Origin of the sequence: Kribbella italica (assembly GCF_014205135.1) — a bacterium.
GTDB lineage: Bacteria > Actinomycetota > Actinomycetes > Propionibacteriales > Kribbellaceae > Kribbella > Kribbella italica.
Map to the genome: position 1 here is coordinate 3,189,276 of NZ_JACHMY010000001.1, position 24,623 is coordinate 3,213,898.

A 24,623-nucleotide genomic window follows, 5' to 3' on the forward strand; every position below is an offset into this window, starting at 1 on the left:
CGCACGCGCCACCGCAACCGCAACCGAAGCCGAAGTCCGCATCAGACCACTCCCGATTCACGAAGAGCCGCCAACTGCTCCGGTGTCACACCGATCTCGGCGAGCACCGCGTCCGTGTCGGCGCCGTGCGGCCGCCCGGCCCAGCGGATCTCGCCGGGCGTCTCCGACAGGCGGAAGAGAACGTTCTGCATGGCCACCGGACCACCGAGTTCGTCGTCGTCAATGGTGGTGATCGTGTTGAGGGCGGCGTACTGCGGATCCTCGAGAATGCCCCGGATGTCGTGCACCGGGCCGACGGCGGCCTCGGCCTTCTCGAACGCGACCATGACCTCGTCGAGCGAGCGCTCTCCGATCCAGGAACCGACGGCCTGATCCAGCTCGTCGGCGTGTTCGGCGCGCTCCCGGCCGGTGCCGAACCACGGCTCGGCGACCAGGTCGGCGCGGCCGACCAACGTGACGACCCGCTCGGCGATGCTCTGCGAGCTGGTCGAGACGGCGACCCAGCGCCCGTCGGCGGTCTGGTAGACGTTGCGCGGCGCGTTGTTCGACGAGCGATTACCCAGGCGGGGCTGGACGTACCCCGTCTGCTGGTACGCCGTGATGCCGCCGCCGAGCATCATCAGGATCGGTTCGATGATCGCCATGTCGATCACCTGGCCCTGGCCGGACTGGTCACGTTCGCGGAGGGCGACCAGTACGGCGTACGCCGTGGCGAGCGCGGTGATGCCGTCGGCCAAGCCGAACGGCGGAAGGGTGGGTGGCCCGTCCGGCTCGCCGGTGACCGCGGCGAAACCGCTCATGGCCTCGGCGAGCGAGCCGAAACCGGGCCGGCTCGACCACGGGCCGACCTGGCCGAACGCGGTGACGCGGGCGATGACCAAGCGGGGATTGGCCTCGAGCAGTACGTCGGGGCCGAGGCCCCAGCGCTCCAAGGTGCCGGGGCGGAAGTTCTCGACCAGGACGTCCTGCTCACGGATCAGGTCGAGGAAGACCTCGCGGCCGCGGGAGAGGTCGAGGGTCGCGAGTCGCTTGTTGCGACCCAAGGTCTTGAACCACAACCCGATGCCGTCTTTCGAAGCACCGTGCCCGCGTGCCGCATCAGGGCGGGCGGGGTGCTCGATCTTGGTGACGTCGGCGCCGAAGTCCCCGAGGAAGGTCGCGGCGAGAGGACCGGCGAAGAGAGTTGCCGCCTCGACCACCTTCACCCCTGCCAGCGGTGCGGTTCTCACCGGGCGCACCGGAAGCCGATGGTCTCCGAGCGGTCGAGGCCGCCGCCGGTGAGGACCAGCTTGAAGCTGACCTCCGGCTCCTGCGGTCCGCCGTCGGAGTACCAGTCCGAGCCCTCAGCGCGGTAGAAGGACCCGCCCTTCAGAATGCTGAAGCGGCTGCGGCCGTCGCGGTGCTCGGACTCGGTCCAGTTCCAGACCAAAGGCTCGCGACGCGTGAACCCGACCAAAGAAGCAGCGACCTGCCACTCGTCCTCGGTCGGCAGCCGGCCGCCGGCCCACTCCGCATAGGCCCGAGCGTCCGCCAGATCCACGTACGTCACCGGCTCATCGAGAGTGCCAGCGACCGGCGCACCGTCGACCCAGTGCGCGAGGAAGCGGTTCGCCACCAACGGCTGATAGCCACTGGCTTTCAAGAACTCGGAGTACTCACCGTTCGTCACCTCGCGGACGGCCACCGACACCTCCGCCAGCGACACGTCGCGCTGCAGCGTCTGCTGATCGTGCAGGCGCGGAGGCAACGGCTTCCACTCCTCCACGTACGGCGCCGTGTCGTACAGCCCGGTCTCACGCCGCCGGTGCCGCACCACCAGAGAGCGCTCCCCGGCCGGCACCACCACAACCGGCCCGAACGACGCCTCACCAACCGGCATCGGCGGCGGGATCAGGCGACCCGGAGCCACCGGGAACGCCGCGTCCTTCACGTGCGGCCGCGACATCGTCCCGAGGCGCCGAGCGGTCGCCCGGCACGTCGCACCGGCCGTCGCGCCGACCCGCACGATGCCGGCCACTCCACGCCCCGGTACGACGAGGCGCACGCCGTCGTCGTCCGCGGTGATCGGTACGCCGGACGTCACGTCGTACCAGTCGCCGACCTGGTCCTCCGAGCGCAGGACGACGCCGTCGAAGTCCTCGTCGTCGCGGTTGATCAGCGTCCAGAAGGTCACGTCGGCGAGCTCGAAACGCGAGCCGAAGACCCCGTGCTCGCGCGCCTTGTCCGGGATCTCCGGCGTCAGCGGGATCCAGTCGCCGTTGATGAGCACGGGAGAGAACGCTCTCTGCGCCGCGACCATCCGCCGCAGCGTCGCCCGGTCGCGGGCGTTCCAGCCGACCCAGGCCCCGAACACGCTCTCCCAGATCAGGATGCCGACGCCGTTGACCCAGGCCGACTGCAGCTCGTCGCTGTGGTCGCGGTTCCAGCGGCGGGTGTGGTGCATCATGTGCCGGCGCTCGAACAGGTGCGCCCGCAGTACGCCGGGCGCCCGGGTGTCGGCGAACCACTGCGCCCAGGACAGCGCGTGGTCCGAGATCCTTGCCAGCGGCAACCGTGACTCGCCCTCGAAGGCGATCGCCGGGTTCACCGCGTTCAGCGCCCGGGTGAAGGCCGGGTCGCCTTCCTTCAAGGTGTCGAGAAAGGCGCCGTCGGCACCGAAGTCGGCGACCAGCGCCGCGAACTCCTCGGCGTCCGGCCCGTCCGCGCGGCGCGTGCCGACGTCCCACGGGTTGTAGTCGAAGAACACCTTCAGCCCGAGCCCGTGCAGGTCGTCGACCAGTTGCTTCAGGCCCGGAACGTCACGGTAGAAGTCGAACTGGTTGCGCGAGTCGATCCCGATCACCGGGTAGGCGTGCCAGAGCACGACCGCGTCGTACCCGCCGAAGTCGTCCACGCCGTGCTGCACGAACTTCGCAGGAGTGAACGATCCCGTCGCCACGTCGTACAGCTGGTCGTCCCACAGCCAGACCAGGGCCACCGAGTACGCCGTCTGCGTCCACTCGCGCCCCGGCTCCTCGTAGTGCGAGCCGCCGTCGTACGCCGTGCGCCCGTAGGCGCCCATCAGCCACTCGGCCAGCTTGCCGCGCCAGCGGGGCAGGTCGGCCGGGTCCTCGGGAGCGCCGAGGATCTTGGCGTCGTCGAGGAAACTCAGGTCGGCCCGGAGGCCGAGATCGACCTTCGCGGGCAGATCGATGGGCCTCGGCTCCAGCGGGTTCACAGGTACACCTCCGCAGCGCGCGCGTCGATAGCTTCCCCGTGAGGCACCGAAGGGATCGCCCCCGCGGTCTGGACACTCAATGAAGCAGCAACGGTAGCGCGTCGGACCGCATTCGTCAGGTCGCGCGCTGTAGTTGACGTCGCAGCCAAAGTTGCGGCGAGCACTCCGCAGAAGGTGTCGCCGGCAGCGGTCGTGTCGACCACCTCGACCCGCACCGCCGGGACGCGGACCTCGTCCGCCCCGCGGGTCAGGATCACCGCGCCGTCGGCGCCCAGCGTCACCACCGCGGCCGGCACCCGGTCCAGCAAGGCGGACAGCTTCGTTCCAGCCACCGCTTCGGCCTCCGTCTCGTTCACGACCAGCAGGTCGACATGCCCCAGCAACTCGTCGGACAGCGCGGCGGCCGGCGCGGCGTTCAGGACGAAGTACCCGTTCGCCGCGGCAAGAGCTGCCGCCTGCACCGTACCGAACGGAATCTCCAGTTGGGAAAGGACTATTTTCGCCCCGGCCACGGCAGCCCTCGCCTCCGGCGTCAACTCCAGGCGGGCGTTCGCCGAGGGCGCGACCGTGATCGCGTTCTCCCCGTCGGCGTCGACGGTGATGATCGCCGTACCGGTCGGCGCGTCGACGGTCTGCACCAGCGACAGGTCGACGCCGGCGAGGGCCTCGCGCAGCAGCGCTCCCCCGTCGTCCGCGCCGAGCGCCGCGACGAACGCGGTCGAGGCACCGGCCCGGGCGGACGCGACCGCCTGGTTCGCGCCCTTGCCGCCCGGACCGCGGGTCAGGCCCGACGCGAGCACGGTCTCGCCGGGGCGCGGGATCCGCTGGACCGGGAGGACCAGGTCCACGTTCGCGCTGCCCACGACCACGACGTCAGCCACGCCGGTCCTCCTTCGCCACAGCCAGCGTCCTCGCAGCGAGTTCGTCGAACGAGACCTGGTTCATCCCGGGCAGACTGGTGGTCAGCCGGTTGTCGAGCGGTTCCGACCACTCTGACGGAACACCCAGTACGGCGCCAAGCACCGCCCCGACCGTCGCGCCGACGGAGTCGGTGTCCCAGCCGCCCATCACCGCGCGGCCGACACCGGTCGCGAAGTCCGGGGCGGTCAGCGCGTACGCCGTAAGGGCGCTGTTGTTGATCGCGTGGACCCAGTGCAGGTGGCCGTACTCGGCGTGCAGTACGTCGAGCGCGTCGTCCAGCTCCCTGTCGGCCAGCGAGAGGCCGAGGTGGACCGCGCGGGTGATCTCGCTGTCGGCGGCAATCGCCTCGAGGCCGGCCAGCGCGACCTCGCGCGGGTCGTCGAGGACGAGCGCGGCGGCGGACATCGCCGCCACCCAGATCGCGCCGTCGACGCCGGCGCCGGTGTGGCTCAGGCGGGCGTCGGTCAACGCGAGGCGGGCGGCCGCCGTACGGTCGCCGGGGTGGACCCAGCCGTAGACGTCGGTCCGGATCTGAGCGCCGATCCACCAGCGGAACGGGTTGCGGACGAGGGCCGCGCGGTCCGGCGGTACGCCGTCGAGCAGGTTGCGGTAGGCGACGCGCTCGGCGGTGAACACGCGACCCGCCGGCAGATCGCTCAACCAGGCTTGAGCCACGTCCTCGGTGGTCAGCTCGTCGCCGTACCGCTCGACCAGCTGCAACGCGAGGATCGCGAAGTTGAGGTCGTCGTCCTCCGGCATGCCGGAGATGTTCTCGCGCAAACTCGTCGGCCTGGACCGCCGGTTCCACGGCCACCGCGCCTGCACCTCGTCAGGCACCCCCACCGCCGTCACGTACTGCCGCAAAGGCCACTGCCCCGAACTCCCCAAGATCTCCCGAATCCCCACCCGAGGAATCTTCTCCACCGGCTTCCCGAGCAGATTGCCCGCCGCCCGCCCGACCCAACCCTCCAAGATCCGCCGTTCCACCCCACGGAACGAAGCAGACCTGAGAAGAGGCAGAGAGGGGATGTCCGGCGCAGTCCACACCGGAGTCAACCCGTCCAACTCTTCAAGTAGTTGCCGTGCAAGGGCTCGCAGCTCAGACCCCGCCGGCTGTGCCGAAGCTCCGGAAACGGGAGCCTCGACCGACCCACCGGCCTTCAGCCAGCGAGCGCTGACGTCCCGTACGTCGGCGCCTTCGGCTGCGGACTGGACCAGCTGGTGCGGCAGCAGGTCTTCCGGCTGCACCCAGGTCAGTCTCATCGTTCATCCTCCTGTTGCACCAGGTGAAACAGCTGCCTGGTTCGTGTTGTCGTCACGGCCCGATACTCCGTGCCATGCTCTCCGCCGCCCGCGGTCTCGCCGCTGCCACCGCAACTCGCCGTACGTTCCTCAGCGCCACCGGTGCGGCCGCGGCGCTCGCGCTCACCGGCGCGCTGCCAGGGATCGCCCCGCTGGGCTCGAAGCCGAAAGACCATCGCCCGTTGTTCACGCTCGGCGTCGCCTCGGGCGATCCGCTGCCGAACGCCGTGGTGATCTGGACCCGCCTCGCGCCCGGCCCGCTCGAACCCTTCGGCGGTCTCGACGACCGGCCGATCAAGGTCGAGTGGGAGGTCGCCGAGGACGAGCACTTCCGCCGCGTCGTCCGCCGCGGCACCGCCACCGCCAGACCCGAGTACGCCCACTCCGTGCACGTCGATGTCCGCGGCCTGCGCTCCTGGCGTCACTACTTCTACCGCTTCCGCGCCAACGGCCAACTCAGCCCGATCGGCCGGACCCGCACCGCGCCCGCGCCGCACGAGCTGCCCGCGATGACGATGGCGGTCGCGTCCTGCCAGGCCTTCTACGACGGCTTCTACACGGCGTACCAGGACGTCGCCCAGCGCGACCACGACGTCGTGCTGTTCCTCGGCGACTACATCTACGAGGTCGGCGTCGGCCCGACCGCGGGGATCCGCAACCAGCCGGTCCCGGTCGACTTCGCCGGCGAGATCTTCACCCTCGACGAGTACCGCGCCCGGTACGCCCTGCACAAGACCGATCCCGATCTCCAGGCCGCCCACGCCGCGTCGGCCTGGGTCGTCACCCTCGACGACCACGAGGTCGAGGGCAACTGGTCCGGCGACATCTCGGAGGACGGCCTGCCCGGCCCCGAGTTCCTCGTACGCCGGGCCAACGGCTTCCGCGCGTACTGGGAGCACATGCCGCTCCGCCTCGACCAGTCCGCCGAAGGCCCGTCGATCCGCCTGCACCGCCATCTGCGGTTCGGCCGGACCGCCGACCTGAGCGTGCTCGACACCCGCCAGTTCCGCGACGACCAGCCCGGCGACGGCAGCTGGCTCCCGCCGGATGCCGTCTCCCTGGACCCGGCCCGCACGATCACCGGCGCGGCCCAGGAACGCTGGCTGCTCGACACCGTGCGCCGCTCGCCCAGCCGCTGGAACGTCGTCGCCCAGCAGGTCGCGATGGCCCAGCTCGACCGCAAGACCGGACCGGATCTCGAGCTCCCGATGGACACCTGGAACGGGTACGCCGCTTCGCGCAACCGTGTGCTCACCGGTGTCCGCGACCGCGGCGTCGACAACTTCGTCGTCCTGACCGGCGACCTGCACCGCAGTGTCGCCGCGGACCTCAAGCTCGACTTCGCCGACCCGGCGAGCCCGGTCGTCGGCAGCGAGTTCGTCACCACGTCCATCTCGTCCGGCAAGGACGGGGTCGACGTCGACGCAACCGGTCGCGCGCTGCTCGCCGAGAACCCGCACGTGAAGTTCCAGAACGTCCAGCGCGGTTACCTCAGCTGTCGCCTCGACGCGCGGCAGTGGACCTCGGAGTACCGCGTCGTCGACAAGGTCACGACCCGAGACGGTACGCCGAGCACCCGCGCCACCCTGGTCGTCGAGAACGGCCGCCCCGGAATCCACCAGGTCTGAGGGGACCCCGCCATGAAACGCGCCGCCGCCCTGCTCGCCGTCGTACCGATCGCCCTGATCCCCCCGGCCGTTGCCCACAGCAACATCAAGCTCAGCGCGACCCCACAGCCGGTCGAGGTCGTCCCGCTCCCCTGCTTCCCGTCCGGCCGCCTCACCCTCGGCATGACCAACACCGGCCGCAAACCGGCGATCGCCGACATGCGCGTCGGCGCCGCGAGCCCGCTCGTGCTGTCCCGCCGCCAGTTCTCCAGCTACCTGCCCGTCGACCAACTGGTCACGGCGCCGCTCGACGTCACCGTTCCCCGCGGCACCGCGCCGGGCACCTTCACCGTCGAGCTCTCGGTCGGCCGCGAGAAGCTGAAGGCTCCGGTCGTCGTCAAACCCGTTCCCCCGAAGGGTCCCGGCGACAACCTCCTGCTCGGTGAGCAGGCCGTTGCCTCCAGCACCCACGGCAACATGAAGCTCTGCGGCGGCGTCGACGGCAACGCCGACTCCGAGCAGTGGGGCGCCAGCGGCTGGCACGACGCGACCAAGGGCCTCTTCCCCGACACGTACGGCGTCGACTTCACCGCGCCGGCCACCGTCGGCCGGATCACGCTGCAGACCCTCGACTCGGCCCGCTACCCGGCGGCCGTGATGGGCGTCCGCGACGTCGACGTGCGGGTCCGTGCCGGCGACACCTGGACCACCGTCGGCAGCTTCCGGGGCAACACGCGGGGACTCCTCGAAGTCACCTTCGCCCCGGTCGCGGCCGACGCCGTCCAGGTGGTGGTCCTCGACTCCAACGACCACGGGTACTCCCGGATCATCGAGCTCGAGGCGTTCGACAGCTGACATCGCTCAGGCCAGCGCATCCAGGGCCGCCGTACGCCGTGCCCACCGCTCGGCGTCGGCGGTCCGCAGATCGCGCGCGACCGACGCCATCACCCGGCCGGGCCCGACCAGATCGGTCTTGCTGGCCTCGGCGATCCGCGCCGTCCACTCCTCCGGTACGCCGGCCCGCCCGCTCAGCGCGCCGGTGACCGCGCCGGCCATCGACGCGATCGAGTCGGCGTCGCGGCCGTAGTTCGTCCCCCCGAGCACCGCCTGCCGCACATCGCCACCGGACACGAGGACGAACCCTAGCGCGACCGGCAGCTCCTCGATGGCTTTCGTCCGGCTCGGCCGGCGCGCGTCGAGCGACTGGTCGCGGTAGTCCGGGCCGACCGTGTCGAACGGCTCGATCGCCTTCCGCAGCAGGGGAATCGCCTGCTCCCAGTCGTCCAGCCCCTCGGCCACCTCGGCGACCGCGGCCACCGCGTGCCGAGTGCCGTCCTTGGCCAGCTCCAGCGCCGCCTCGACCGCCGACGAAGCTGTTGCCTCAGGCACCATCGCCGCGGCGACGGCAGCCGCGAACACGCCGGCCGCCTCCCGCCCGTAGCTCGACTGATGCGCGCCGGCCAGGTCGATCGCCTCGGCGTACGCGCCCGCCGGGTCGCCGGCGTTCGCGATGCCGACCGGAGCGGCGTACATCGCCGCACCGCAGTTCACGATGTTGCCGACGCCGGCCTCGCGCGGGTCGATGTGCCCGTAGTGCAACCGGGCCACGAGCCACTTCTCGGCGAGGAAGACCCGCTGCAGCAGCAGCGCGTCCGCCTCCAGCTCCGGCACCCAGCGCTTGCCGGCCAGCATCTTCGGCACCAGCTTCTCGGCGATCGTGTACGCGTCCAGGTGGGCGCGCGTCTCGTCGTACACCTCGACCAGCGCGTGCGTCATCAAGGTGTCGTCGGTGATGTGCCCGTCGCCCTTGTGGTACGGCGCGATCGGGCGCGCGTTGCGCCAGTCGTCGTACCAGGGACCGACGATGCCGGTCACCCAGCCGCCGTGCCGTTCCCGGATCGCCTCCGGGGTCCAGCCCTCGACGGCACCGCCGATCGCGTCCCCGGCGGCGGAGCCCAGCAGGGCTCCGACCGACTTGTCCTCCAGCAGTGACTTCTGTTCGTCGGGCATCAGCTGTTGACCTGGCCCCACCCGTCGTTCAGCTTCTGGCCGAGCGTCGCGAGGTCGGTCTTGTTCGCCAGGAACTCCTGCAGCGCGGGAGTGGCGATCTGGTCCTTCCACTTCGGGTAGTTCTCCACGCTCTGGAACGGCGCCTTGGTCATCTCGGTGCCGCTGGCCAGCGTCTGCGCCCAGCCGTTCTTGCCGCCGGTCGCCTTCTGGATCGCGTCCCGGGCCGGCTGCGTGGTCGGGATCAGCCAGTCACCCTGACCGACCGCGGCCAGGTTCTCGGCCTTCATGAAGAAGTCGATGAACTCCGCCGACTGCTTGATGTGCTTGCCCTCGGCCGGGACCGACAGCGTCTGCGGGTTGGCGGCCTGCTTCTCCGACGTCCCCTTCAGCGGCGGCAGCACCTCCCACTGGAAGCCCTTCGGCGCCTGCTCGACCATCTGCTGCGCGGTGTAGTTGCCCGCGACGACCATCGCGTACTTGCCGCCGAAGAAGCCCGGCAGCACGTCCGAACCGCTCTGGGTCAGCGAGGTCGGGTCGATCGACTTGTCGGTGTAGGCCATCGCGTGGATCCGCTTCGGCACCTCGAGCTCGGCGTCGCCGATCTTGGCCTTGGCGTCACGGCCGGTGCCCTCGAAGAACGCGGCGTCGAAGTTCATGCCGAGGTTCAGCACGGTCGCGGTCGGGCTCTTCAGGCCCCAGCCGAGGCCGAACTTGCCGCCGGTGGTGAGCTTCTTCGCGTCCGCCTGCAGCTGGTCCCAGGTCAGCGAGTCGCCGGTCGCGGACACGCCGGCCTGCTTGAGCAGCGCGGAGTTGCCGAACACGACGTACGACTGCAGCAGCGTCGGCGCGGCGATGATCTTGCCGTCACCGGACTTGACCGTGTCCCAGACCCCCGCCGGGACGGCGTCCTTCGTCTCCTGGCTCAGGTACGGCGTGAGGTCGGCCAGGTAGCCCTGGTTCGCGAAGCCGGTGATGTCGGCGGACTCGTCGTGGATGATGTCCGGCGCGCTCGAGCCCTGGAACTGGGTGACCAGCTGGTCGTGCACGGAGTCCCAGCTGCCCTGCACGTACTCGACCTGGACGTCGGGGTGCGCGGCGTTCCAGTCGGCGACGATCTTCTTGCTCGCCGCGACGGTCGTCTTCTGGAAGGCCAGGCTCTGGAACTTCAGCGTGATCTTCTCGCCCGGCGCGGGATCGCCCGAGCTGTCGTTCCCGCTGCCGCAGGCCGCGAGCGCCACCAGCGAGCCCACCGCCAGGAAACCTACAAGTAGCTTTTTCATGCGAAGTACTCCTTTTAACCTTTGACAGCGCCGGACAGCAGGCCGGACGTGAGCCGGCGCTGCAGGAAAGCGAAGAACACGAGACTTGGCACGGTGGCCAGGACGGACGCGGCCGCGAGCGGACCGAACTGGACCTGGCCCTCGGCCCCGACGAAGCGGGCCAGCACCAGCGGCAGCGTCTTGAGCTCGGGGTCCTGGAGCAGGACCAGGGCGAAGAAGAACTCGTTCCACGCCGAGATGAAGGTGAACATCGCGGTCGCGATCAGGCCCGGCCGCAGCAGCGGCATCACGATCGAGACGATCGTGCGCAGCCGGCTCGCGCCGTCCACCGACGCCGCTTCCTCCAGCTCCCGCGGTACGGCGGCGACGTACCCCTGCAGCATCCACAGGGCGAACGGCATCGACCAGACCATGTAGACGATCACCACGCCGGGGAGCGTGTTGGTCAGGTGCAGCTGACGCAGGATCACGAACAGCGGGATCACGATCAGGATCACCGGGAACACCTGGCTGACCAGGATCCAGCCGTTGGTGATCGGCCGCAGGCGGCTGCGCAGCCGGGCCAGTCCGTACGCGACCGGGAGCGAGACGATCAGCACCAGCACGGTCGTGGCGACCGAGATCTGGAGGCTGTTCAGCATCGAGCGGACCAGGCCCTGCTCCTCGAGCGCATCGGTGAAGTTCGAGAACGTCGGCGACTGCGGCAGGAAGGTCGGGTTGAGGTTGGCGAACTCCCGCGGCGACTTCAGCGACGCGGAGATCAGCCAGACCAGGGGGAAGCCGAGGAAGATCAGGTAGGCCAGGACGGCGACGTACTGGGCCACTCGGGTGGTCGGGCGCGTTCTCATGCCTCGCTCCTCAGCCGGTTGCGGAGGTAGAAGGCCAGGAACACGATGATGATCACGACCATCACGTCGCCCATCGCGGCGGCCATCCCGAAGTTGCCGTACCGGAACGCCTCGTTGTAGGCGAACAGCATCGGCAGCATCGTCTTGCCGCCCGGGCCGCCCGCGGTCAGTACGTAGACCAGGCCGAACGAGTTGAAGTTCCAGATCATGTCCAGGCTGGTGATCGCGACGATCACCGTCTTCAGCTGCGGCAGCGTGATGTACCAGAACTGGCGCCACGCGCCGGCGCCGTCGACCGAGGCCGCCTCGTACAGGGACCGGTCGATGCCCTGCAGGCCGGCCAGCAGCGTGACCGTGGTCATCGGCATGCCGACCCAGATGCCGACCACGATCACCGCCGGCAACGCCGTACTGAAGTCGCCGAGGAAGTTGATCGGCTGGTCGGTCAGGTGCGTGGTCTGCAGGATGTCGTTGACCGGGCCCTTGGTCGGGTCCAGCAGCAGGCGCCACATGATCGCGACGACCACCGGCGGCATCGCCCACGGGATCAGCGCGAGGGTGCGCGCGACGCCGCGGAACTTGATGTTCGTGTTGAGCAGCAGGGCCAGGCCGAGCGCGGCGACGAACTGCAGGACGGTGACCGAGACCGTCCAGATCAGGCCGATCCGGAAGGAGTCCCAGAACAGGTCGTTGTGCAGCAGCTTGGCGAAGTTGCCGAAGCCGATGAAGTTGGTGTCGACGTTGAGGCCGGCGCGGGCGTCGGTGAAACCGAGCGCGATACCCCTCACCAGGGGGTACACGCTGAGCAGCAGCACCGGGAGCAGCGCGGGCAGGAACAGGAAGATCGCTTCCCGGTTCTGCCTCGGGCGGCCGGTGCCCCGGCCCGGTGGTTTCCCGGCCGCGCTCTCCGGCGCGAGAACAGCTTGGGTGGTCATGAAGATCTCCGCACACTCAGGGACGGCTGCACCACGATCCGGCGCGGGGTCCGGGTGTCGTCCTCGATCCTTGCCAGCAGCAACTCAGCCGCCCGCCGCCCCCGCTCCGCCGACCCGAGGTTCACACTCGTCAGGGGCGGAAAGGTCTGCTCGGCCAACTCACTGTCATCCATCCCGATCACGGCCACGTCATCAGGAACCCGCAGCCCACGAGCAGCCAACTCGTGCATCACCCCCACCGCAAGCAGGTCGTTCGCCGCGATCACCGCGTCCAGGTCTGTGGAGTGGTCCAGCAACTCACCACCAGCCTTGCGGCCGGCGGCGAAGGTGAAGTCTTCGGCTTCTACCTGGGCGACCGGTTGCAAGCTGTTGGCCTTCATCGCGTCGGTGAAGCCTTTGGCGCGGGCGGTGCCGGGGACGGTGTCGACCGGGCCGTTGATGAAGGCAACCTTGTGGCGGTGGGTGGTGAGGAGGTGCTCCACGGCGAGCAGGATGCCCTTCGGGGAGTTCGCGCGGACGGTGTCGACGCCGGCTTTGGCGGGGACGTTACCGGCGACCACCACGGGGACGTCGCACTCCTGGATGGACTTGATCAGGTCGTCGTCGACGCGCAGCGGGCTGATCACCAGGCCGTCGGCGTACCCGCGGGCCATGCCGCGGACCAGGGCGACCTCGTCGACGACGTCCGGGCCGGTGGTGGTGACCACGAGCCGGTAACCGGCCGCGGAGACGACCTCCTCGACGGCACGCATCATCGTCACGTAGACCGGGTTACCGACGTCGGCGACCGCGAGCGTCAGCTGGAACGTCCGCCCGACCTTCAGCGAGCGCGCCCGTGAGTCCGGCACGTAACCGAGCTCGGCGACCGCGCGCTGCACCCGCTTCGCCATCTCCTCGGTGGCCGGCAGACCGTTCAGCACGCGCGACACCGAGGCCACCGAAACCCCCGCGGCCCGGGCCACGGCGGCGATCGTCGGACGACTCACGCGGCGCTCCTGTAATCGTTCTTGTAATCGTTTACAGGATCGACTCTAAAACGCCCCACAAGCCCCGTCAAGAACGGACCACTCAGTCACCTGGTCCACACCTACCGCAACCACCCGATGCCCGGTCGCGGACGTGGCGGCGTCAGCTCGCCGGTTGACTGACTCCTTGTACGACGACTGCTCCCTTGTACGACGACTGACGCGATGTACCACAGCAGTCGTCGAACAAGGGAGCAGTCGGGGAAACGGCCGGCATTGGGCCGCGTGCCGGGGCTGGGCGGGGCGGGGCGGGCTACTCGTCCTGGTCGTCGGCGCCCGGGCGCTCGGCCCACGGGGTTTCCTTTGCCGGCCGGACGACGATCAGCTTGTCGCCGGCCGCAAGCACCGAGACGTTCGAGTCGTAGTACCGGTGCACCTTGCCGTCGCGGACGACCGAGACGACGCGGTCGGGCACCGACGACGGCGCCTTGCCGACCTCGCGGCCGAGCACCGGGCGTTCGGCGACCTCGAGGCCCTCGCCGTACGTCAGCAGGTCCTCCATCACCTCGCCGAGGTTCGGGCTGACCGCGGACAGCCCGAGCAGCCGGCCGACCGCCTCGGACGACGTGACGACCGCGTCCGCGCCGGACTGCCGCAGCAGCGGGACGTTGTCCTCCTCGCGGACCGCGACCACGATGTGGGCGTCCGGGTTGAGCTGCCGGACCGCCAGCGTCACCAGTACGGCGGAGTCGTCGCGGTCCGTTGTCACGATCACCTCGCGGGCGACCGACACCTCCGCCCGCCGCAGGACCGTACGGTTGGTGGCGTCGCCGTGGAAGGCGGCCATCTGGTCGTTGCCCGCGTCCCCGATCGCCTGCGCGCGCGGGTCGATCACGACGATGTCCTCGCGCTTCACCCCGTTGCTCAGCAGGGTCTGCACCGCCGAGCGGCCCTTGGTGCCGTAGCCGACGACAACGACGTGGTCCTTCATGTGCTTCCTCCACCGCGAGTCGCGCATGATGCGACGGCCCTCGTTCGCCAGGACTTCCAGGGTCGTGCCGACCAGGACCACCAGGAACGAGATGCGCAGCGGGGTGACGATGAACGCGTTGACCAGCCGGGCCGCGGGCGTCACCGGAGTGATGTCGCCGTACCCGGTGGTGGTCAGCGTCACCGTCGCGTAGTAGATGCTGTCGATCAGGTCGACGTGACCGTCGTAGGTGTCCTTGTAGCCGTCACGGTCGACCACCACGATCAGCACCATCACGGTCAGCAGCCCCACCGCGATCAGGAGCCGGCGGAACAGCTCCAGGACCGGCGAGCGCGTGCTCGCGGGCAGGTTGACCAGTAGACCGTGCGGATTGCGACCGGTGGGCAGGGATGGCACGGGTCTGACGATAGGGCACCGGCCCCCGATCCACGGAATGCGACAGGCTCTGGTCGGACAGCGCGATGGCCACCATCAGGTGGTCGCCGTCCGGTACGACGCGCGTCCGCATCCGCAGGCCCTCGACCGTCCGGAGCATCGCCGCGTTGTCCGGCTGGACCATGCAGACCACCCGGTCGGCGCCGAGCAGCCGCGACTCGCGGATCACCTGGCGCAGCAGCTGCGACCCCAGTCCTTGCCCCTGCCACCCGTCCTCGACCAGTACGGCGATCTCCATCGCCGACCCGCCCAGCTCCTCCCAGGGCGCGGCCGTGGCCATGCCGATCACCGCACCGTCGACCACCGCGACGACCGACACCCCTCCGGCCGGGGCAGACAGGTGGCGAGCGGTGCGGGCGGTCAGCCGCGGCATGGGGACGTGGTAGCGCCGGGTGCGGCTCTCGTACGAGCACCGGTCGTGCATGGCGACCACTGCCGCGGCGTCCTCGACAGTCGCCCGCCGAAGGTCCGGTACGGCGCCGTCGCCGGGCCTCGGCGCGTCCTGCACCTCCTCGGCGTACTGGACGGACAAGCGGCCGGCGATCTCGACCAGTACGTCGGCACGAGCCCACTCGGCCGCCGTGTACTCGCCGAACCCCTGCAGCGCCTCCAGCTCCTCGTCGACCGCCAGCGGGTCGTCGATCAGGCGCAGCACGGCCCGCAGGTACCTGGTCGGGGCGTCACTCAGTACGTCGGCCTGGCACGGGCTGACCGTCGTACGGACGCAGCCGGCCTCGACGGTGAGCGCGGCCAGGTCGTCGGCGGTCCAGCCGACGCCGGTGGAGACCACCAGCTCGTCGACGGCTCCGCTCTCGGCGGTGAAGACCTCCAGGCTGAGGATGTTGATGTCGTCCGCACCACACCGTGCAGCGAGTTCGGCCAGTGCACCCGGCCGGTCGGCGAGTTCGGTCCTGATCTTCCAGAGCATGCGGACGCCCTCCCTCGTGGATCGTGCTCTCCACTGTGCGGGGAGGGTGTGACCACACCGGGTCCGCCGTGTTACGCCCTTGTCAAACCTCACCTGCGACGGCGTGGCTTCGGCAACCGGTCGGTGAGCTTCGGCCGCTGCGCGGCGGCCAGGACGGCGGCCTGCTCGCGCCGGTCCAGGTCGGCGTGCCGGAGCAGCTCCGGGTACGTCGCCTGCGGGACCGGCGGGTACGTCGTGACGATCGCGTCGCCGCTGAACACGAAGAAGATCGCCGAGCCGTCCTTGATCACCTTGAGCAGCGACCCGTCCCGCACGGTCAGCGCGTGCTCGACCGCCTTCCTCCGCGCCGTCCGCTTCGCCAGCGCGGCCTGGATCGCCTGCTGAGCCGGCTCGCGCCCGTGCTTGACCGCCTCGAACGCCATCGGCCCGTACCGCACGCCGTACTTCACGAGGTTCTTCGCCAGTCGCCCGCGCTGAGGAGCTGCCATGCCGTCGACTGTACTGGCCTGGTCCGACAGCCCCCACCCGACAGCCCCCACGCGACTTTGTGCACGGCCCAGCCATCTCCGCGCGGAAATCGTGGCTGAGCCGTGCACGAAGACGAAGGAGGGAGTGGAGCGGAGGGAGTACGGGTTGGGGCGGAGCAGGTCGGGAGCGGAGGAGGAAGCGGCGGCGGCGGAGGCGGCGGCGGATGAAGCGGCGGCGGAGGGTGGGGCGGGGTGGAGGCGGAGTCGAGGGGACGGGAGTCGGGGCGGAGGGGCGGGAGTTGGCGGGGCGGGTCGGAGTGCGAGGGGCGGGTGGGTCGGGGATCATGGCTGCGTGACCGTTCCTACTCCGCGCCGGCCGATCCTGCCGGGTAACCAGCTGTTCGAGTCGTTGCCCGGTGCGGCGGCCGACCCGGCGAAGGTGGCCGAGGTGGCGCACCGGACCGCCGAGCTGCTGGTCCGGGGGGCTCGGTCGAGCGAGGACGCCGAGGTGGTCGCGCGGGTGGTCAAGCTGGCCGACGACTACGGTCTGGACGAGCTGGCCGACCTCTGGTCCGACGCACCCGCCGACTCCCTGCCCGGCACGCTCTGGCGGCTCTACGTGCTGCGTTCCTGGGTGCACTCGAGCCCGGCGGACGTCGCCCGGGAGTACGCGACCGGCCGCGAGTACGCCGAGGTCCACGCGGTGGTGGCCGGCGTCGCCGACCCGCCCGGCCCGGACGAGGTGCGCGCGATGGTCGACGCCGTACTGCGCGGTGTGGCGACCGGCGACTTCGCGACCACGCTGGACCGCGCGGCGGCGTTCGCCCGGATCGTCGCGACCGGCCGGGCCCACCTGGCCGACGACGGGCACGAGCAGGTCCGGTCGGCGTCCAAGCTGGTCGAGATGGCCGACCAGCTGGCGACCGCGGCACGCACGGAGCGTGCCGGTCAGCTCTGGTAGTCCGGCGACGACACTTGCACAGATCCACCGTTGGTGCTAAGCGATCCCGGGCCGGAAAGCTCAACAGGACAAGGCGTTTGGGCACCGGCTACAATGGTGCAGGTGTCGGGCCGCGGTAGCCCCGGGTCCCAAATATAGCCGCTACGAGCGGCCACGCGCCGTGAGGCGCTTCCCGGTCCGGCACCACAATCGTGACGAGAGCTGGGCGCCCCAGAGCGGGCGCCCAGCTCCTTTTTCTCAAGAAACTCCGTCTAGCGAATTCCGTAGAAACGCTTCAGCACCTGCGTCACGCTCTTGCCCCCGGCATCGGTCACCTCGGTCTTCAGCGTGACGAACCCGGTCGCGGGCGTGTTGTCGACCGTCGCGGTCACCTTCTTGCCGTTGTTCTTCACCGGCACCTCGACCCAGGTCGCGCCGTCGTCGTACGACGCCCAGACCTTCGCGCCCGTGATCCGCCCCGGCTGGTACCACTCCCCCGCGCCGACCGTGATCGAGACCGGGTAGTTCGCCACCTTCGGCGCTCGCCCGTTCGCGTCGACGTTCAGGTCGTAGTCCGGCCAGAGCAGCGGCAGCGCCTTGCCCGAGTCGGCCGCCGACGACTTCCAGCGCCAGCGCGTCTCGGCGTCGGTCGGCGACTCCCAGGAGTAGTCACCGCGCTGCCAGTGCATCAGCTTGTAGACCAGCTCCAGGTCGGTCGGCTGCGCCGGGACGTCCCAGTTGCCCTGCCCGAACCACCCGTACTCACCGAGCGAGACGCCGTTCGCGAGCAGCTCGGTGCCGCCCAGGTCGAGGAAGCCGCCCATCGAGAAGTGCCCCGGCTCGGTGTCGGACCAGGTCGGGAAGTTGCTCCACACCGTGTTACCGGTCCGCGCCGCCGGTACGACGGTGAGCCCGGTCGACTGGTTGCGGAGCATGCCCGGCCGCAGCCCCGCCTTCCACCAGGTCTCCTGGTGCCGGGTGCCCGCCTTGTACGCCTTGGCCGTCGACGTCATCAGCGTCGCGAACGGCCAGGCCATCGCGTCGGAGTGCCCGACCATCTGGCTGACCTTGGTGTTCTTCTCCGCCGTGACCAGGTGCTCGACCCGGTTCGGCGCGGCCACCTGACCCCGCTCGCCGGTCGGGATCAGGTTCAGGCTCCACGGGCGCCAGACATCGACGTACTCGGAGTAGGTGTAGTTCTTGCCCGGCGTGTAGTAGGTCGCGTCGATCGAGGCGAGCCCGCGGTCCTTCACCTTGTGCGTGGTGTTGCCCTTGACCTGCCCGGCGTGCGTGAAGGCGAGGCTGTAGAGGTACGGCGCCGGCGCCCAGTCGGGCGACTCCAGCTGCCAGCCCTCGACGACCTCGAAGGTGCCGCGCTTGGCCTTGGTCCCGGTGTCGGCGAGGTAGACCGCCTTGACCGAGGGGATGAAGCTGCGGCTGCTCGACAGCACCCAGTCGTCGACCACCCGGCCGTAGGTGAGGCTTCCGCCGCGGCGCTCGCTCGGCCGTTCGGTGACGACCTTGGTCTGGACGGCCTTGCGGGCGTCGTACGTGATCGTGGTGTTCTTCGTGAGCTTCAGCTCGGGGTCGCCGAGGAAGGTGTAGGACTCGACCAGCCCGTCCGCGCCCTCGGTCGCGACCGACGCGGCCAGCGAGTAGCTGCCGGCGCGCAGGTGCAGGGTCTGGTCGGCGCCCTCGAACCCGATCCGCTGCGCGGCGATGCTGTCCAGGTCGAAGACGTCCAGCGAGGTGATCGACGCGGCGGGCTTGCCGTTGCGGTCGATCAGCTTGACGGTGACGTCGACGTGCTGCGGCTCGAGGTAGAACCCGACCGGGGTGACGACGGTCCGTCCATCGTTGCTGGTAGCAACGATCCTTGCGCTGACCGCGCCGTACAGGCCGTAGTCGAGCTTGGCCGACGGGTCGATCTTCAGCGGGAGCGCGGCCGACTTGCCGGCCGGGACCTTCAGCGTGGTGACGCCGAGCTGAACGGCCGACCGCGGCAGCGGCTTGCCGTTGTTGCCGCGGACGTCGGCGGAGAACCGGAGGGTGACCGGCGTCTTGCCGGAGTTGGTGTAGGTCAGCGGCTTGGTGACCTTCTCCGACGGCTTGTGCGGCCAGGCGAACGTGCCGAGGTCGGCCGTGCCCGGTCCGGTGACCTGCTGCGCGACGGCGTTGGCGACGTTCAGCTCACCGGCGCCCTGGTCGTAGACCCCGGTGGTCGACGCCGATCGCACGCTGCTCTGCAGGGCGGACTTGAGCTGCTGCCCGGTCCAGTTGGGGTGCTGCTGCTTGAGGATTGCGGCCGCGCCCGCGACGTGCGGCGTCGCCATCGACGTACCGCTCATGTCGGTGTACGCCGTGTCGCCGCGGCCGCCGGCCCGGGCGGCGGTGATGTCCACTCCGGGAGCGGCGATGTCCGGCTTCACCGCGTGGTTGCCCATCACGGGACCCCGGCTGGAGAAGTCGGCGGTCTTCGAGGTCAGGTCGGTGGCAGCGACGGTCAGCGCGGACGCCGCGCAGCCCGGGCTCGTGATCGTCTCGGACGGGCCGTACAGGTTGCCCGCGGCGACCACGAACAGGACGCCGGAGGCGGCGCTGATCCGGTCGACGGCCTCGGCCATCGGATCGGTGCAGTCGACCGGCTCGGAGGTCCCGATGCTCATGCTGATCACGTCGGCGCCCTCGGCGACGGCCCACTCCATCCCGGCGATGATCCAGGACAGCGCGCCGCTGCCGGAGTCGTTCAGCACCTTGCCCGAGAGCAACTCGGCGCCGGGCGCGACGCCCTTGTTGCGGCCGCCCGACGCCGTACCGCGACCGGCGACCGTCGACGAGGTGTGGGTGCCGTGCCCGTCGTGGTCGGCGACGTCCGGGCTGTCGGTGAAGTTCTGCTGCGCCTTGACGGCACCGGCCAGGTCCGGGTGCTCGGCGTCCACACCGGAGTCCAGTACGGCGACCGTGGTGCCGGCGCCGTCGTACCCGGACCGCCAGGCCTGCGGAGCACCGACGTACGGGACGCTCTCGTCGAGGGTCTTGGTGACCTTCGCGTCCAGCCAGATCTTGTCCAGCTCGCGCCCGGCCGGGTCGGTCGGCGAGGTGAGCGCCCGCCACGTCTCGCGAGCCTGTGTCTTCTCGGTCCGCAGCGCCGAAGCGCCGACCGACGGCAGGGACCGCGTGCGCTCGGAGCCGGCCGGGACCGCCGGCTGGGACCGCGTTGTCGACTTGTAGGTGGTGATGACCGGCACGCGATCGGTGCCGGCGTCGTCGAAGCCTTGGCGGATCAGGCCGCTCACGTTGAACAGCGCGTCGTCCACCTTGCCGCTCTGGACGAGCTCGGCGGCGCTGTCGGGTACGACGTACAGGTCCTTGCCGACCGTCCGCGTCTCGTACCCGCTCGCGGAGGGGTCGGCGGCGACGAAGCGGACGTTGCTGCGGCCACCGCCGGCCGGGGTGAGCTGGACCTTGTCGCCGGTGAGCAGGGTGACGACCTTGGCGCCGTCGACGCCGAGCGGAAGACCAGGAGGAGGGTCCGCGCCCGGCGTGGCCGCGGCGGGGACGAGGGCGGTGGCGAGCAGCGAGGTGACGGCTGCGCCGACCAGGAAGCGGGAAAGCATCGGAGGACCACCTTCGGGGGCAGGGCGATGTCGGGCGTCAGTTCATCGCAAAACCGCCAGCGGAATCTCGGGATCACCTGGCAGGATTGCGACAATTCGGGAATCCGCCAGCGGCCGGCCGCCGTACCGGAGTGATCAGGGAGGCATCGTGCTCGACGTGCTCGGACTCGCAGACACCGAAGAACTCGCCTACCGCGCGCTGGTCGAGGTCCCGTCGTACGACGCGGCCGAGCTGGCCGAGCGGCTCGGCTGTCTCCCGGTGGAGGCCGCCCGCTCGCTGGCCGCGCTGGAGAGCGGCGGGCTGGCCGCGCGCTCCAGCAGCGGCACCGACCGGTACGTCGCCTCGCCGCCGTCGGTCGCCCTGGCCGCGCTGGCCGTGCAGCGCGAGGAGGAGCTCCGGCGGGCGCAGCGGGAGATCGAGTCGCTCGCCGAGATCTACCGCGGCACGGACACCGAGCGGTCGGTCGGCGATGTCGTCGACGTCGTACGGGGTGCCAAGGCCGTCGGGCAGCGGTTCACGCAGCTCCAGATGTCGGCCCGCGAGGAGGTGCTCGGGTTCGTCAAGGCGGAGATCGCCGCCGTCGCGGCCGAGGAGAACACCGCCGAGGACGCGGCCGTCAACCGCGGCGTGCGGTACCGCGTGGTGATCGAGCGCAACTCCTTCGACCGGCCCGGCTTCTTCCCGGCCGCCGCGGACTCGTTGCGGGCCGGCGAAGAGGTGCGGGTCGTGCCCGAGCTGCCGATCCGGCTGCTGATCGTGGACCGGCGGATCGCCCTGGTCCCGTTACTGTCCGGCGCGCACCGCGACATCGGGGCGCTGATCGTGCACAGCAGCGGCATGCTCGACGGCCTGCTGGCGCTGTTCGACCGGGTCTGGCGGGAGGCGATCCCGCTGGTGTTCGGCAGCGAGGGCGTCATCGAGGAGAGCCCGACCGCCGACGGGCTGCCCGAGATCGACGCCCGGATCCTCGGGCTGCTGCTCGCCGGACTCACCGACCAGGCCGCCGCGAACCAGCTGGGCCTGTCGATGCGCACCGTGCAGCGCCGGGTCCGGGCATTGATGGATCTGGTGTCGGCCGACACCAGGCTGCAGCTGGGCTATCACGCGGCCCGCCGCGGCTGGGCTCTGATCCACTGCGCACGGTGAGTGATCGACGCCTGGCGGTTACCAGTCAGCCTTTTGTTGGTTACCTTCGGGAGGCGCCGGGTACCCCGGCGCCCTGAAGCATCGCAGCCATCCCCTCCGCCGACGAACAGGATCCCCTCATGCGCCGCCTCCCCCGCGCGCTGCTCCCGCTCGCCCTCACCGCCGCACTGCTCGGCCAGGGCCTGGTCACCGTCGAGGCGTCCGCGTACCGCGGCCGCGCGCTCGACCTGCAGGCCCACCGCGGTGGCCTCGGACTGACCGTCGAGTCCACCATCGCGTCGTTCACCCGCGGCTTGGAGACCGGAGTCAGCACTCTCGAGCTGGACGTCCAGATCACCGAGGACGGCCACGCCGTTGTCACCCACGACCGCAAGGTCACCGGGTCCAAGTGCAAGGACACCGCGCCGTACACGGCCGGCGATCCCGAGTACCCGTACGTCGGCAAGTACGTCAACACGCTGACCTTCAATCAGGTCCGCCAGCTCGACTGCGGCTCGCTCACCCAGGCCGCCTACCCGGGCCAGACGCCCGACCCGGGCGCGCGCATGCCGGAGCTGCGCGAGGTGTTCGCGCTCGTCCACCGCTTCCGCGCGAACGACGTGAAGCTGAACATCGAGACGAAGGTCGAGGCCGGCGCACCGACCGAGACCGCGCCGCGCGAGCAGTTCGTCCAGGTCGTCAACCGCGAGATCCGCAAGGCGCGGATCGCCCGGCAGGTCACGATCCAGAGCTTCGACTGGGGCGCACTGATGCGGATGCGCCAGGTCGCTCCCGAGCTGCCGCTGGTCGCGCTGACCAACTACGACTTCCTGCAGACCGGTCAGCCCGGCAAGTCGCCGTGGCTCGGCGGGATCGACATCGACGACTTCGGCGGCGACCTGGTCAAGGCGGCCAAGTCGTTCGGCGCGAGCGCGATCTCGCCGGTGCACGGGTTCCCGCAGGACGGCAAGATCGGCGACCCGGCGTACCGGCCGTACGTGACCGAGGCGATGGTCAAGTCGGCGCACAAGGTGGGCCTGAAGGTCGTGCCGTGGACGGTCGACGACCCGGCGACGATGGAGTCGCTGATCGGCAAGGGTGTCGACGGGATCATCACCGACTACCCCGACCGCCTGCGCCAGGTCGCGCGGGACAACGGCTTCCGGCTGCCCAAGGCGTACGACGCCCCGGCGATCCGGCCGCTGGCGTCGGCGCACGCGCACAACGACTACGAGCACCGGCGTCCGCTGCAGGACGCGCTGGACCGCGGGTTCAACTCGGTCGAGGCCGACGTCTGGCTGGTCGACGGTGAGCTGCGGGTCGCGCACGACCTGGAGAACGTCGTACCGGGCCGCACGCTGGAGAGCCTGTACCTGAAGCCCCTGGCGGACCGGATCCGCGCCAACCGCGGCGAGGTCTACCAGCGCGGGCGCGACTTCCAGCTGCTGATCGACATCAAGAGCGACGGCCCGACGACGTACGCCGCGATCGACGCCGCGCTGCGCAAGTACCGCGGGATCAGCACGATCTTCGCCGCCGGCCGCACCTTCCGCGGCCCGGTCACCGCGGTGATCAGCGGCAACCGGCCGCTCGACGTACTGAAGGCCCAGAAGGTCCGGTACGCCGGGTACGACGGCCGCCTGTCCGACCTGAACTCGAAGCTGCCCGCGTCCCTGATGCCGCTGGTCAGCGACAACTGGACGAACAACTTCACCTGGCAGGGAGTCGGCGCGTTCCCGGCCGCCGAACGCGAGAAGCTCCGCCAGATCGTCACCACCGCCCACCGCGCCGGCTACCGCGTCCGCTTCTGGGCCACCCCCGACACTCGCGGCGCGGCCCGCGACGCGCTGTGGTCCGAGCTCGCGGCCGCCGGCGTCGACCACCTCAACACCGACGACCTGCACGGCCTCGAGGACTTCCTCCGCGGCTAGCGCGTGGCTTCCGTGAGGGCGATCAGGTCGTCGCCCTCACGGAAGGCCCGGCGCTGCTTCATCGCACCGTTGCCCTCGCGGAGCAGCCGCCCGACGGTGGATTCGACGCGCTCGACCTCGTCCAGCAGCTCGAGCGCCGGACGGACGTGATGGATCAGCAGGTCCAGGACCTTCTCGATCGGGAGTACCTCGGTGGTCCGGACATCGAGGTTGTTGCCGGTCAGGCCGTCCTTCGCCGCCAGCCAGTACGCCGCGCGCAACACCTCGGGCTGGAGCTCCGGACCGAGGGTGCCGTCCGCCAGCGCGGTCATCACCAGCGCGCGGACGAGCGTCGCGTGCAGCACGGTCTCGGCCACGGTCAGCGGTACGTCGCTGACCCGTACCTCGACCGTCGGCAGGTGCGACGACGGCCGGACGTCCCAGTAGACCATCCGTTCGTCCATGATGCTGCCGGACGCGAGGTGCGTCTCCACCAGCGCGTCGTAGTGCGCGGCCGACTCGAAGTACGGCGGCTGACCGACGCACGGCCAGCGCGACCACATGATCGCCCGCCAGCTGGCGAAGCCGGTGTCGGCGCCGAGGTAGATCGCCGAGTTGGCGCTGAGCGCGAGCAACGCCGGCAGCCAGGGACGCAGGTGGTTGCTGACCCGGATCGCGGCTTCCTTGTCCGGTACGTCGATGTGCACGTGGCATCCGCAGACGGCCTGCTCGCGGGCGAGCAACCCGTACCGCTGCTCCATCTCCTCGTACCGCGGCTGCTGCGTCACCAGATGCGCGGCCGCACCGGTCGGCGGCGCCGCGATCGCCAGCAGGCGCCCGCCGTGCTCGGCCGCGGCGGCGGCCAGCCTGGACCGCATCGCGCTCAGCTGCCGGTGCAGCTCGTCGGAGGTCTCGCACACCGGCGAGTTGGTCTCCACCTGCGCGCGGGTCAGCTCCAGCTCGACGTCGACCCCGTCGGTCTCGTCCTTGACCGCCTTGCTCCTCGGTAGCGGCTGCCCGGCGGCGGAGACCAGCAGCAACTCTTCCTCTACGCCCATGGACGGATGCTTCACCCGGAGCCGGTACCCGGCGCCATCCAGTGAGAAACCGCCCTCTAGGCTCTG

19 protein-coding genes are annotated in these 24,623 nt (G+C 70.4%); 5 read left to right on the forward strand and 14 right to left on the reverse strand.

The features are described 5' to 3' along the window. Nucleotides 1–41: 41 nt before the first annotated feature. The 4 genes from HDA39_RS14725 to HDA39_RS14740 are packed head-to-tail and all read right to left on the reverse strand — an operon-like array spanning nt 42 to nt 5,401. Complete coding sequence (locus HDA39_RS14725; RefSeq protein WP_184795781.1) at nt 42–1,229, reverse strand: CoA transferase; 1,188 nt, start codon at nt 1,227–1,229, stop codon at nt 42–44. Beyond that, a complete protein-coding gene (locus HDA39_RS14730; protein ID WP_184795782.1) occupies nt 1,226–3,217 on the reverse strand; it encodes an SUMF1/EgtB/PvdO family nonheme iron enzyme in 1,992 nt (663 codons plus the stop codon). Before HDA39_RS14730 ends, HDA39_RS14725 begins: the two co-directional genes overlap by 4 nt. Continuing rightward, nucleotides 3,214–4,098 carry a PfkB family carbohydrate kinase gene (locus HDA39_RS14735; protein ID WP_184795783.1) on the reverse strand — a complete coding sequence of 295 codons (885 nt, stop codon included), beginning with the start codon at nt 4,096–4,098 and terminating at the stop codon, nt 3,214–3,216. Before HDA39_RS14735 ends, HDA39_RS14730 begins: the two co-directional genes overlap by 4 nt. Further along, a complete protein-coding gene (locus HDA39_RS14740) occupies nt 4,091–5,401 on the reverse strand; it encodes an ADP-ribosylglycohydrolase family protein (RefSeq protein WP_184795784.1) in 1,311 nt (436 codons plus the stop codon). Before HDA39_RS14740 ends, HDA39_RS14735 begins: the two co-directional genes overlap by 8 nt. Nucleotides 5,402–5,475: 74 nt before the next feature. Here HDA39_RS14740 and HDA39_RS14745 point away from each other — a divergent pair, with 74 nt between their 5' ends. Together HDA39_RS14745 and HDA39_RS14750 are read left to right on the forward strand one after the other, a co-directional pair. Next, nucleotides 5,476–7,068 (forward strand): alkaline phosphatase D family protein, encoded by a 1,593-nt coding sequence (locus HDA39_RS14745; RefSeq protein ID WP_184795785.1) that lies wholly within the window; start codon nt 5,476–5,478, stop codon nt 7,066–7,068. Nucleotides 7,069–7,080: 12 nt separating this feature from the next. Further along, entirely contained in the window at nt 7,081–7,902 is an 822-nt protein-coding gene (locus tag HDA39_RS14750; RefSeq protein ID WP_184795786.1) for a galactose-binding domain-containing protein, read from the forward strand. 6 nt (nt 7,903–7,908) lie between these two features. On the opposite strand, the gene HDA39_RS14755 is transcribed toward HDA39_RS14750, so the two are convergent. The 8 genes from HDA39_RS14755 to HDA39_RS14790 all read right to left on the reverse strand — a co-directional run bounded on the left by HDA39_RS14755 (nt 7,909) and on the right by HDA39_RS14790 (nt 15,927). Further along, nucleotides 7,909–9,057: an ADP-ribosylglycohydrolase family protein gene (locus HDA39_RS14755; RefSeq protein ID WP_184795787.1), complete on the reverse strand. Its 1,149-nt coding sequence runs from the start codon at nt 9,055–9,057 to the stop codon at nt 7,909–7,911. Next, the gene (locus HDA39_RS14760) at nt 9,057–10,337 is read right to left on the reverse strand and encodes an ABC transporter substrate-binding protein (protein ID WP_184795788.1); all 1,281 of its coding nucleotides are present in this window, start codon (nt 10,335–10,337) and stop codon (nt 9,057–9,059) included. The genes HDA39_RS14755 and HDA39_RS14760 overlap by 1 nt, the downstream gene beginning before the upstream one ends. 14 nt (nt 10,338–10,351) lie before the next feature. After that, nucleotides 10,352–11,185 carry a carbohydrate ABC transporter permease gene (locus HDA39_RS14765; protein WP_184795789.1) on the reverse strand — a complete coding sequence of 278 codons (834 nt, stop codon included), beginning with the start codon at nt 11,183–11,185 and terminating at the stop codon, nt 10,352–10,354. Beyond that, complete coding sequence (locus tag HDA39_RS14770; protein ID WP_184795790.1) at nt 11,182–12,120, reverse strand: carbohydrate ABC transporter permease; 939 nt, start codon at nt 12,118–12,120, stop codon at nt 11,182–11,184. Before HDA39_RS14770 ends, HDA39_RS14765 begins: the two co-directional genes overlap by 4 nt. Next, nucleotides 12,117–13,106: a substrate-binding domain-containing protein gene (locus tag HDA39_RS14775; RefSeq protein WP_184795791.1), complete on the reverse strand. Its 990-nt coding sequence runs from the start codon at nt 13,104–13,106 to the stop codon at nt 12,117–12,119. Before HDA39_RS14775 ends, HDA39_RS14770 begins: the two co-directional genes overlap by 4 nt. 292 nt (nt 13,107–13,398) lie before the next feature. Continuing rightward, a complete protein-coding gene (locus HDA39_RS14780) occupies nt 13,399–14,349 on the reverse strand; it encodes a potassium channel family protein (protein WP_202893757.1) in 951 nt (316 codons plus the stop codon). Next, a complete protein-coding gene (locus tag HDA39_RS14785) occupies nt 14,321–15,439 on the reverse strand; it encodes a GNAT family N-acetyltransferase (protein ID WP_202893003.1) in 1,119 nt (372 codons plus the stop codon). Before HDA39_RS14785 ends, HDA39_RS14780 begins: the two co-directional genes overlap by 29 nt. Nucleotides 15,440–15,528: 89 nt before the next feature. After that, nucleotides 15,529–15,927 (reverse strand): hypothetical protein, encoded by a 399-nt coding sequence (locus HDA39_RS14790; protein ID WP_238356057.1) that lies wholly within the window; start codon nt 15,925–15,927, stop codon nt 15,529–15,531. 331 nt (nt 15,928–16,258) lie between these two features. Here HDA39_RS14790 and HDA39_RS14795 point away from each other — a divergent pair, with 331 nt between their 5' ends. After that, nucleotides 16,259–16,867 carry a hypothetical protein gene (locus HDA39_RS14795; RefSeq protein WP_184795793.1) on the forward strand — a complete coding sequence of 203 codons (609 nt, stop codon included), beginning with the start codon at nt 16,259–16,261 and terminating at the stop codon, nt 16,865–16,867. 251 nt (nt 16,868–17,118) lie between these two features. On the opposite strand, the gene HDA39_RS14800 is transcribed toward HDA39_RS14795, so the two are convergent. Then, entirely contained in the window at nt 17,119–20,463 is a 3,345-nt protein-coding gene (locus tag HDA39_RS14800; RefSeq protein WP_184795794.1) for a S8 family serine peptidase, read from the reverse strand. Nucleotides 20,464–20,611: 148 nt separating this feature from the next. Between HDA39_RS14800 and HDA39_RS14805 the strand changes: the two genes are divergently transcribed. Together HDA39_RS14805 and HDA39_RS14810 are read left to right on the forward strand one after the other, a co-directional pair. After that, nucleotides 20,612–21,610, forward strand: coding sequence for a helix-turn-helix domain-containing protein (locus HDA39_RS14805; protein WP_184795795.1), 999 nt, complete (start codon nt 20,612–20,614; stop codon nt 21,608–21,610). 119 nt (nt 21,611–21,729) lie between these two features. Continuing rightward, complete coding sequence (locus HDA39_RS14810) at nt 21,730–23,520, forward strand: glycerophosphodiester phosphodiesterase family protein (RefSeq protein WP_184795796.1); 1,791 nt, start codon at nt 21,730–21,732, stop codon at nt 23,518–23,520. On the opposite strand, the gene HDA39_RS14815 is transcribed toward HDA39_RS14810, so the two are convergent. Further along, nucleotides 23,517–24,572, reverse strand: coding sequence for a carboxylate-amine ligase (locus tag HDA39_RS14815; RefSeq protein WP_337925749.1), 1,056 nt, complete (start codon nt 24,570–24,572; stop codon nt 23,517–23,519). The two genes, HDA39_RS14810 and HDA39_RS14815, sit on opposite strands and share 4 nt — an antisense overlap. Nucleotides 24,573–24,623 lie beyond the last annotated feature (51 nt).

What these genes read in the sequence shown, in the direction of transcription:
- HDA39_RS14810 (WP_184795796.1), top strand. Translation starts at nt 21,730, where the DNA reads ATGCGCCGCCTCCCCCGCGCGCTGCTCCCGCTCGCCCTCACCGCCGCA.
- HDA39_RS14800 (WP_184795794.1), bottom strand. Translation starts at nt 20,463, where the DNA reads ATGCTTTCCCGCTTCCTGGTCGGCGCAGCCGTCACCTCGCTGCTCGCC.
- HDA39_RS14760 (WP_184795788.1), bottom strand. Translation starts at nt 10,337, where the DNA reads ATGAAAAAGCTACTTGTAGGTTTCCTGGCGGTGGGCTCGCTGGTGGCG.
- HDA39_RS14770 (WP_184795790.1), bottom strand. Translation starts at nt 12,120, where the DNA reads ATGACCACCCAAGCTGTTCTCGCGCCGGAGAGCGCGGCCGGGAAACCA.
- HDA39_RS14740 (WP_184795784.1), bottom strand. Translation starts at nt 5,401, where the DNA reads ATGAGACTGACCTGGGTGCAGCCGGAAGACCTGCTGCCGCACCAGCTG.
- HDA39_RS14790 (WP_238356057.1), bottom strand. Translation starts at nt 15,927, where the DNA reads ATGGCAGCTCCTCAGCGCGGGCGACTGGCGAAGAACCTCGTGAAGTAC.
- HDA39_RS14745 (WP_184795785.1), top strand. Translation starts at nt 5,476, where the DNA reads ATGCTCTCCGCCGCCCGCGGTCTCGCCGCTGCCACCGCAACTCGCCGT.
- HDA39_RS14785 (WP_202893003.1), bottom strand. Translation starts at nt 15,439, where the DNA reads ATGCTCTGGAAGATCAGGACCGAACTCGCCGACCGGCCGGGTGCACTG.
- HDA39_RS14755 (WP_184795787.1), bottom strand. Translation starts at nt 9,057, where the DNA reads ATGCCCGACGAACAGAAGTCACTGCTGGAGGACAAGTCGGTCGGAGCC.
- HDA39_RS14780 (WP_202893757.1), bottom strand. Translation starts at nt 14,349, where the DNA reads ATGGTGCTGATCGTGGTGGTCGACCGTGACGGCTACAAGGACACCTAC.
- HDA39_RS14750 (WP_184795786.1), top strand. Translation starts at nt 7,081, where the DNA reads ATGAAACGCGCCGCCGCCCTGCTCGCCGTCGTACCGATCGCCCTGATC.
- HDA39_RS14765 (WP_184795789.1), bottom strand. Translation starts at nt 11,185, where the DNA reads ATGAGAACGCGCCCGACCACCCGAGTGGCCCAGTACGTCGCCGTCCTG.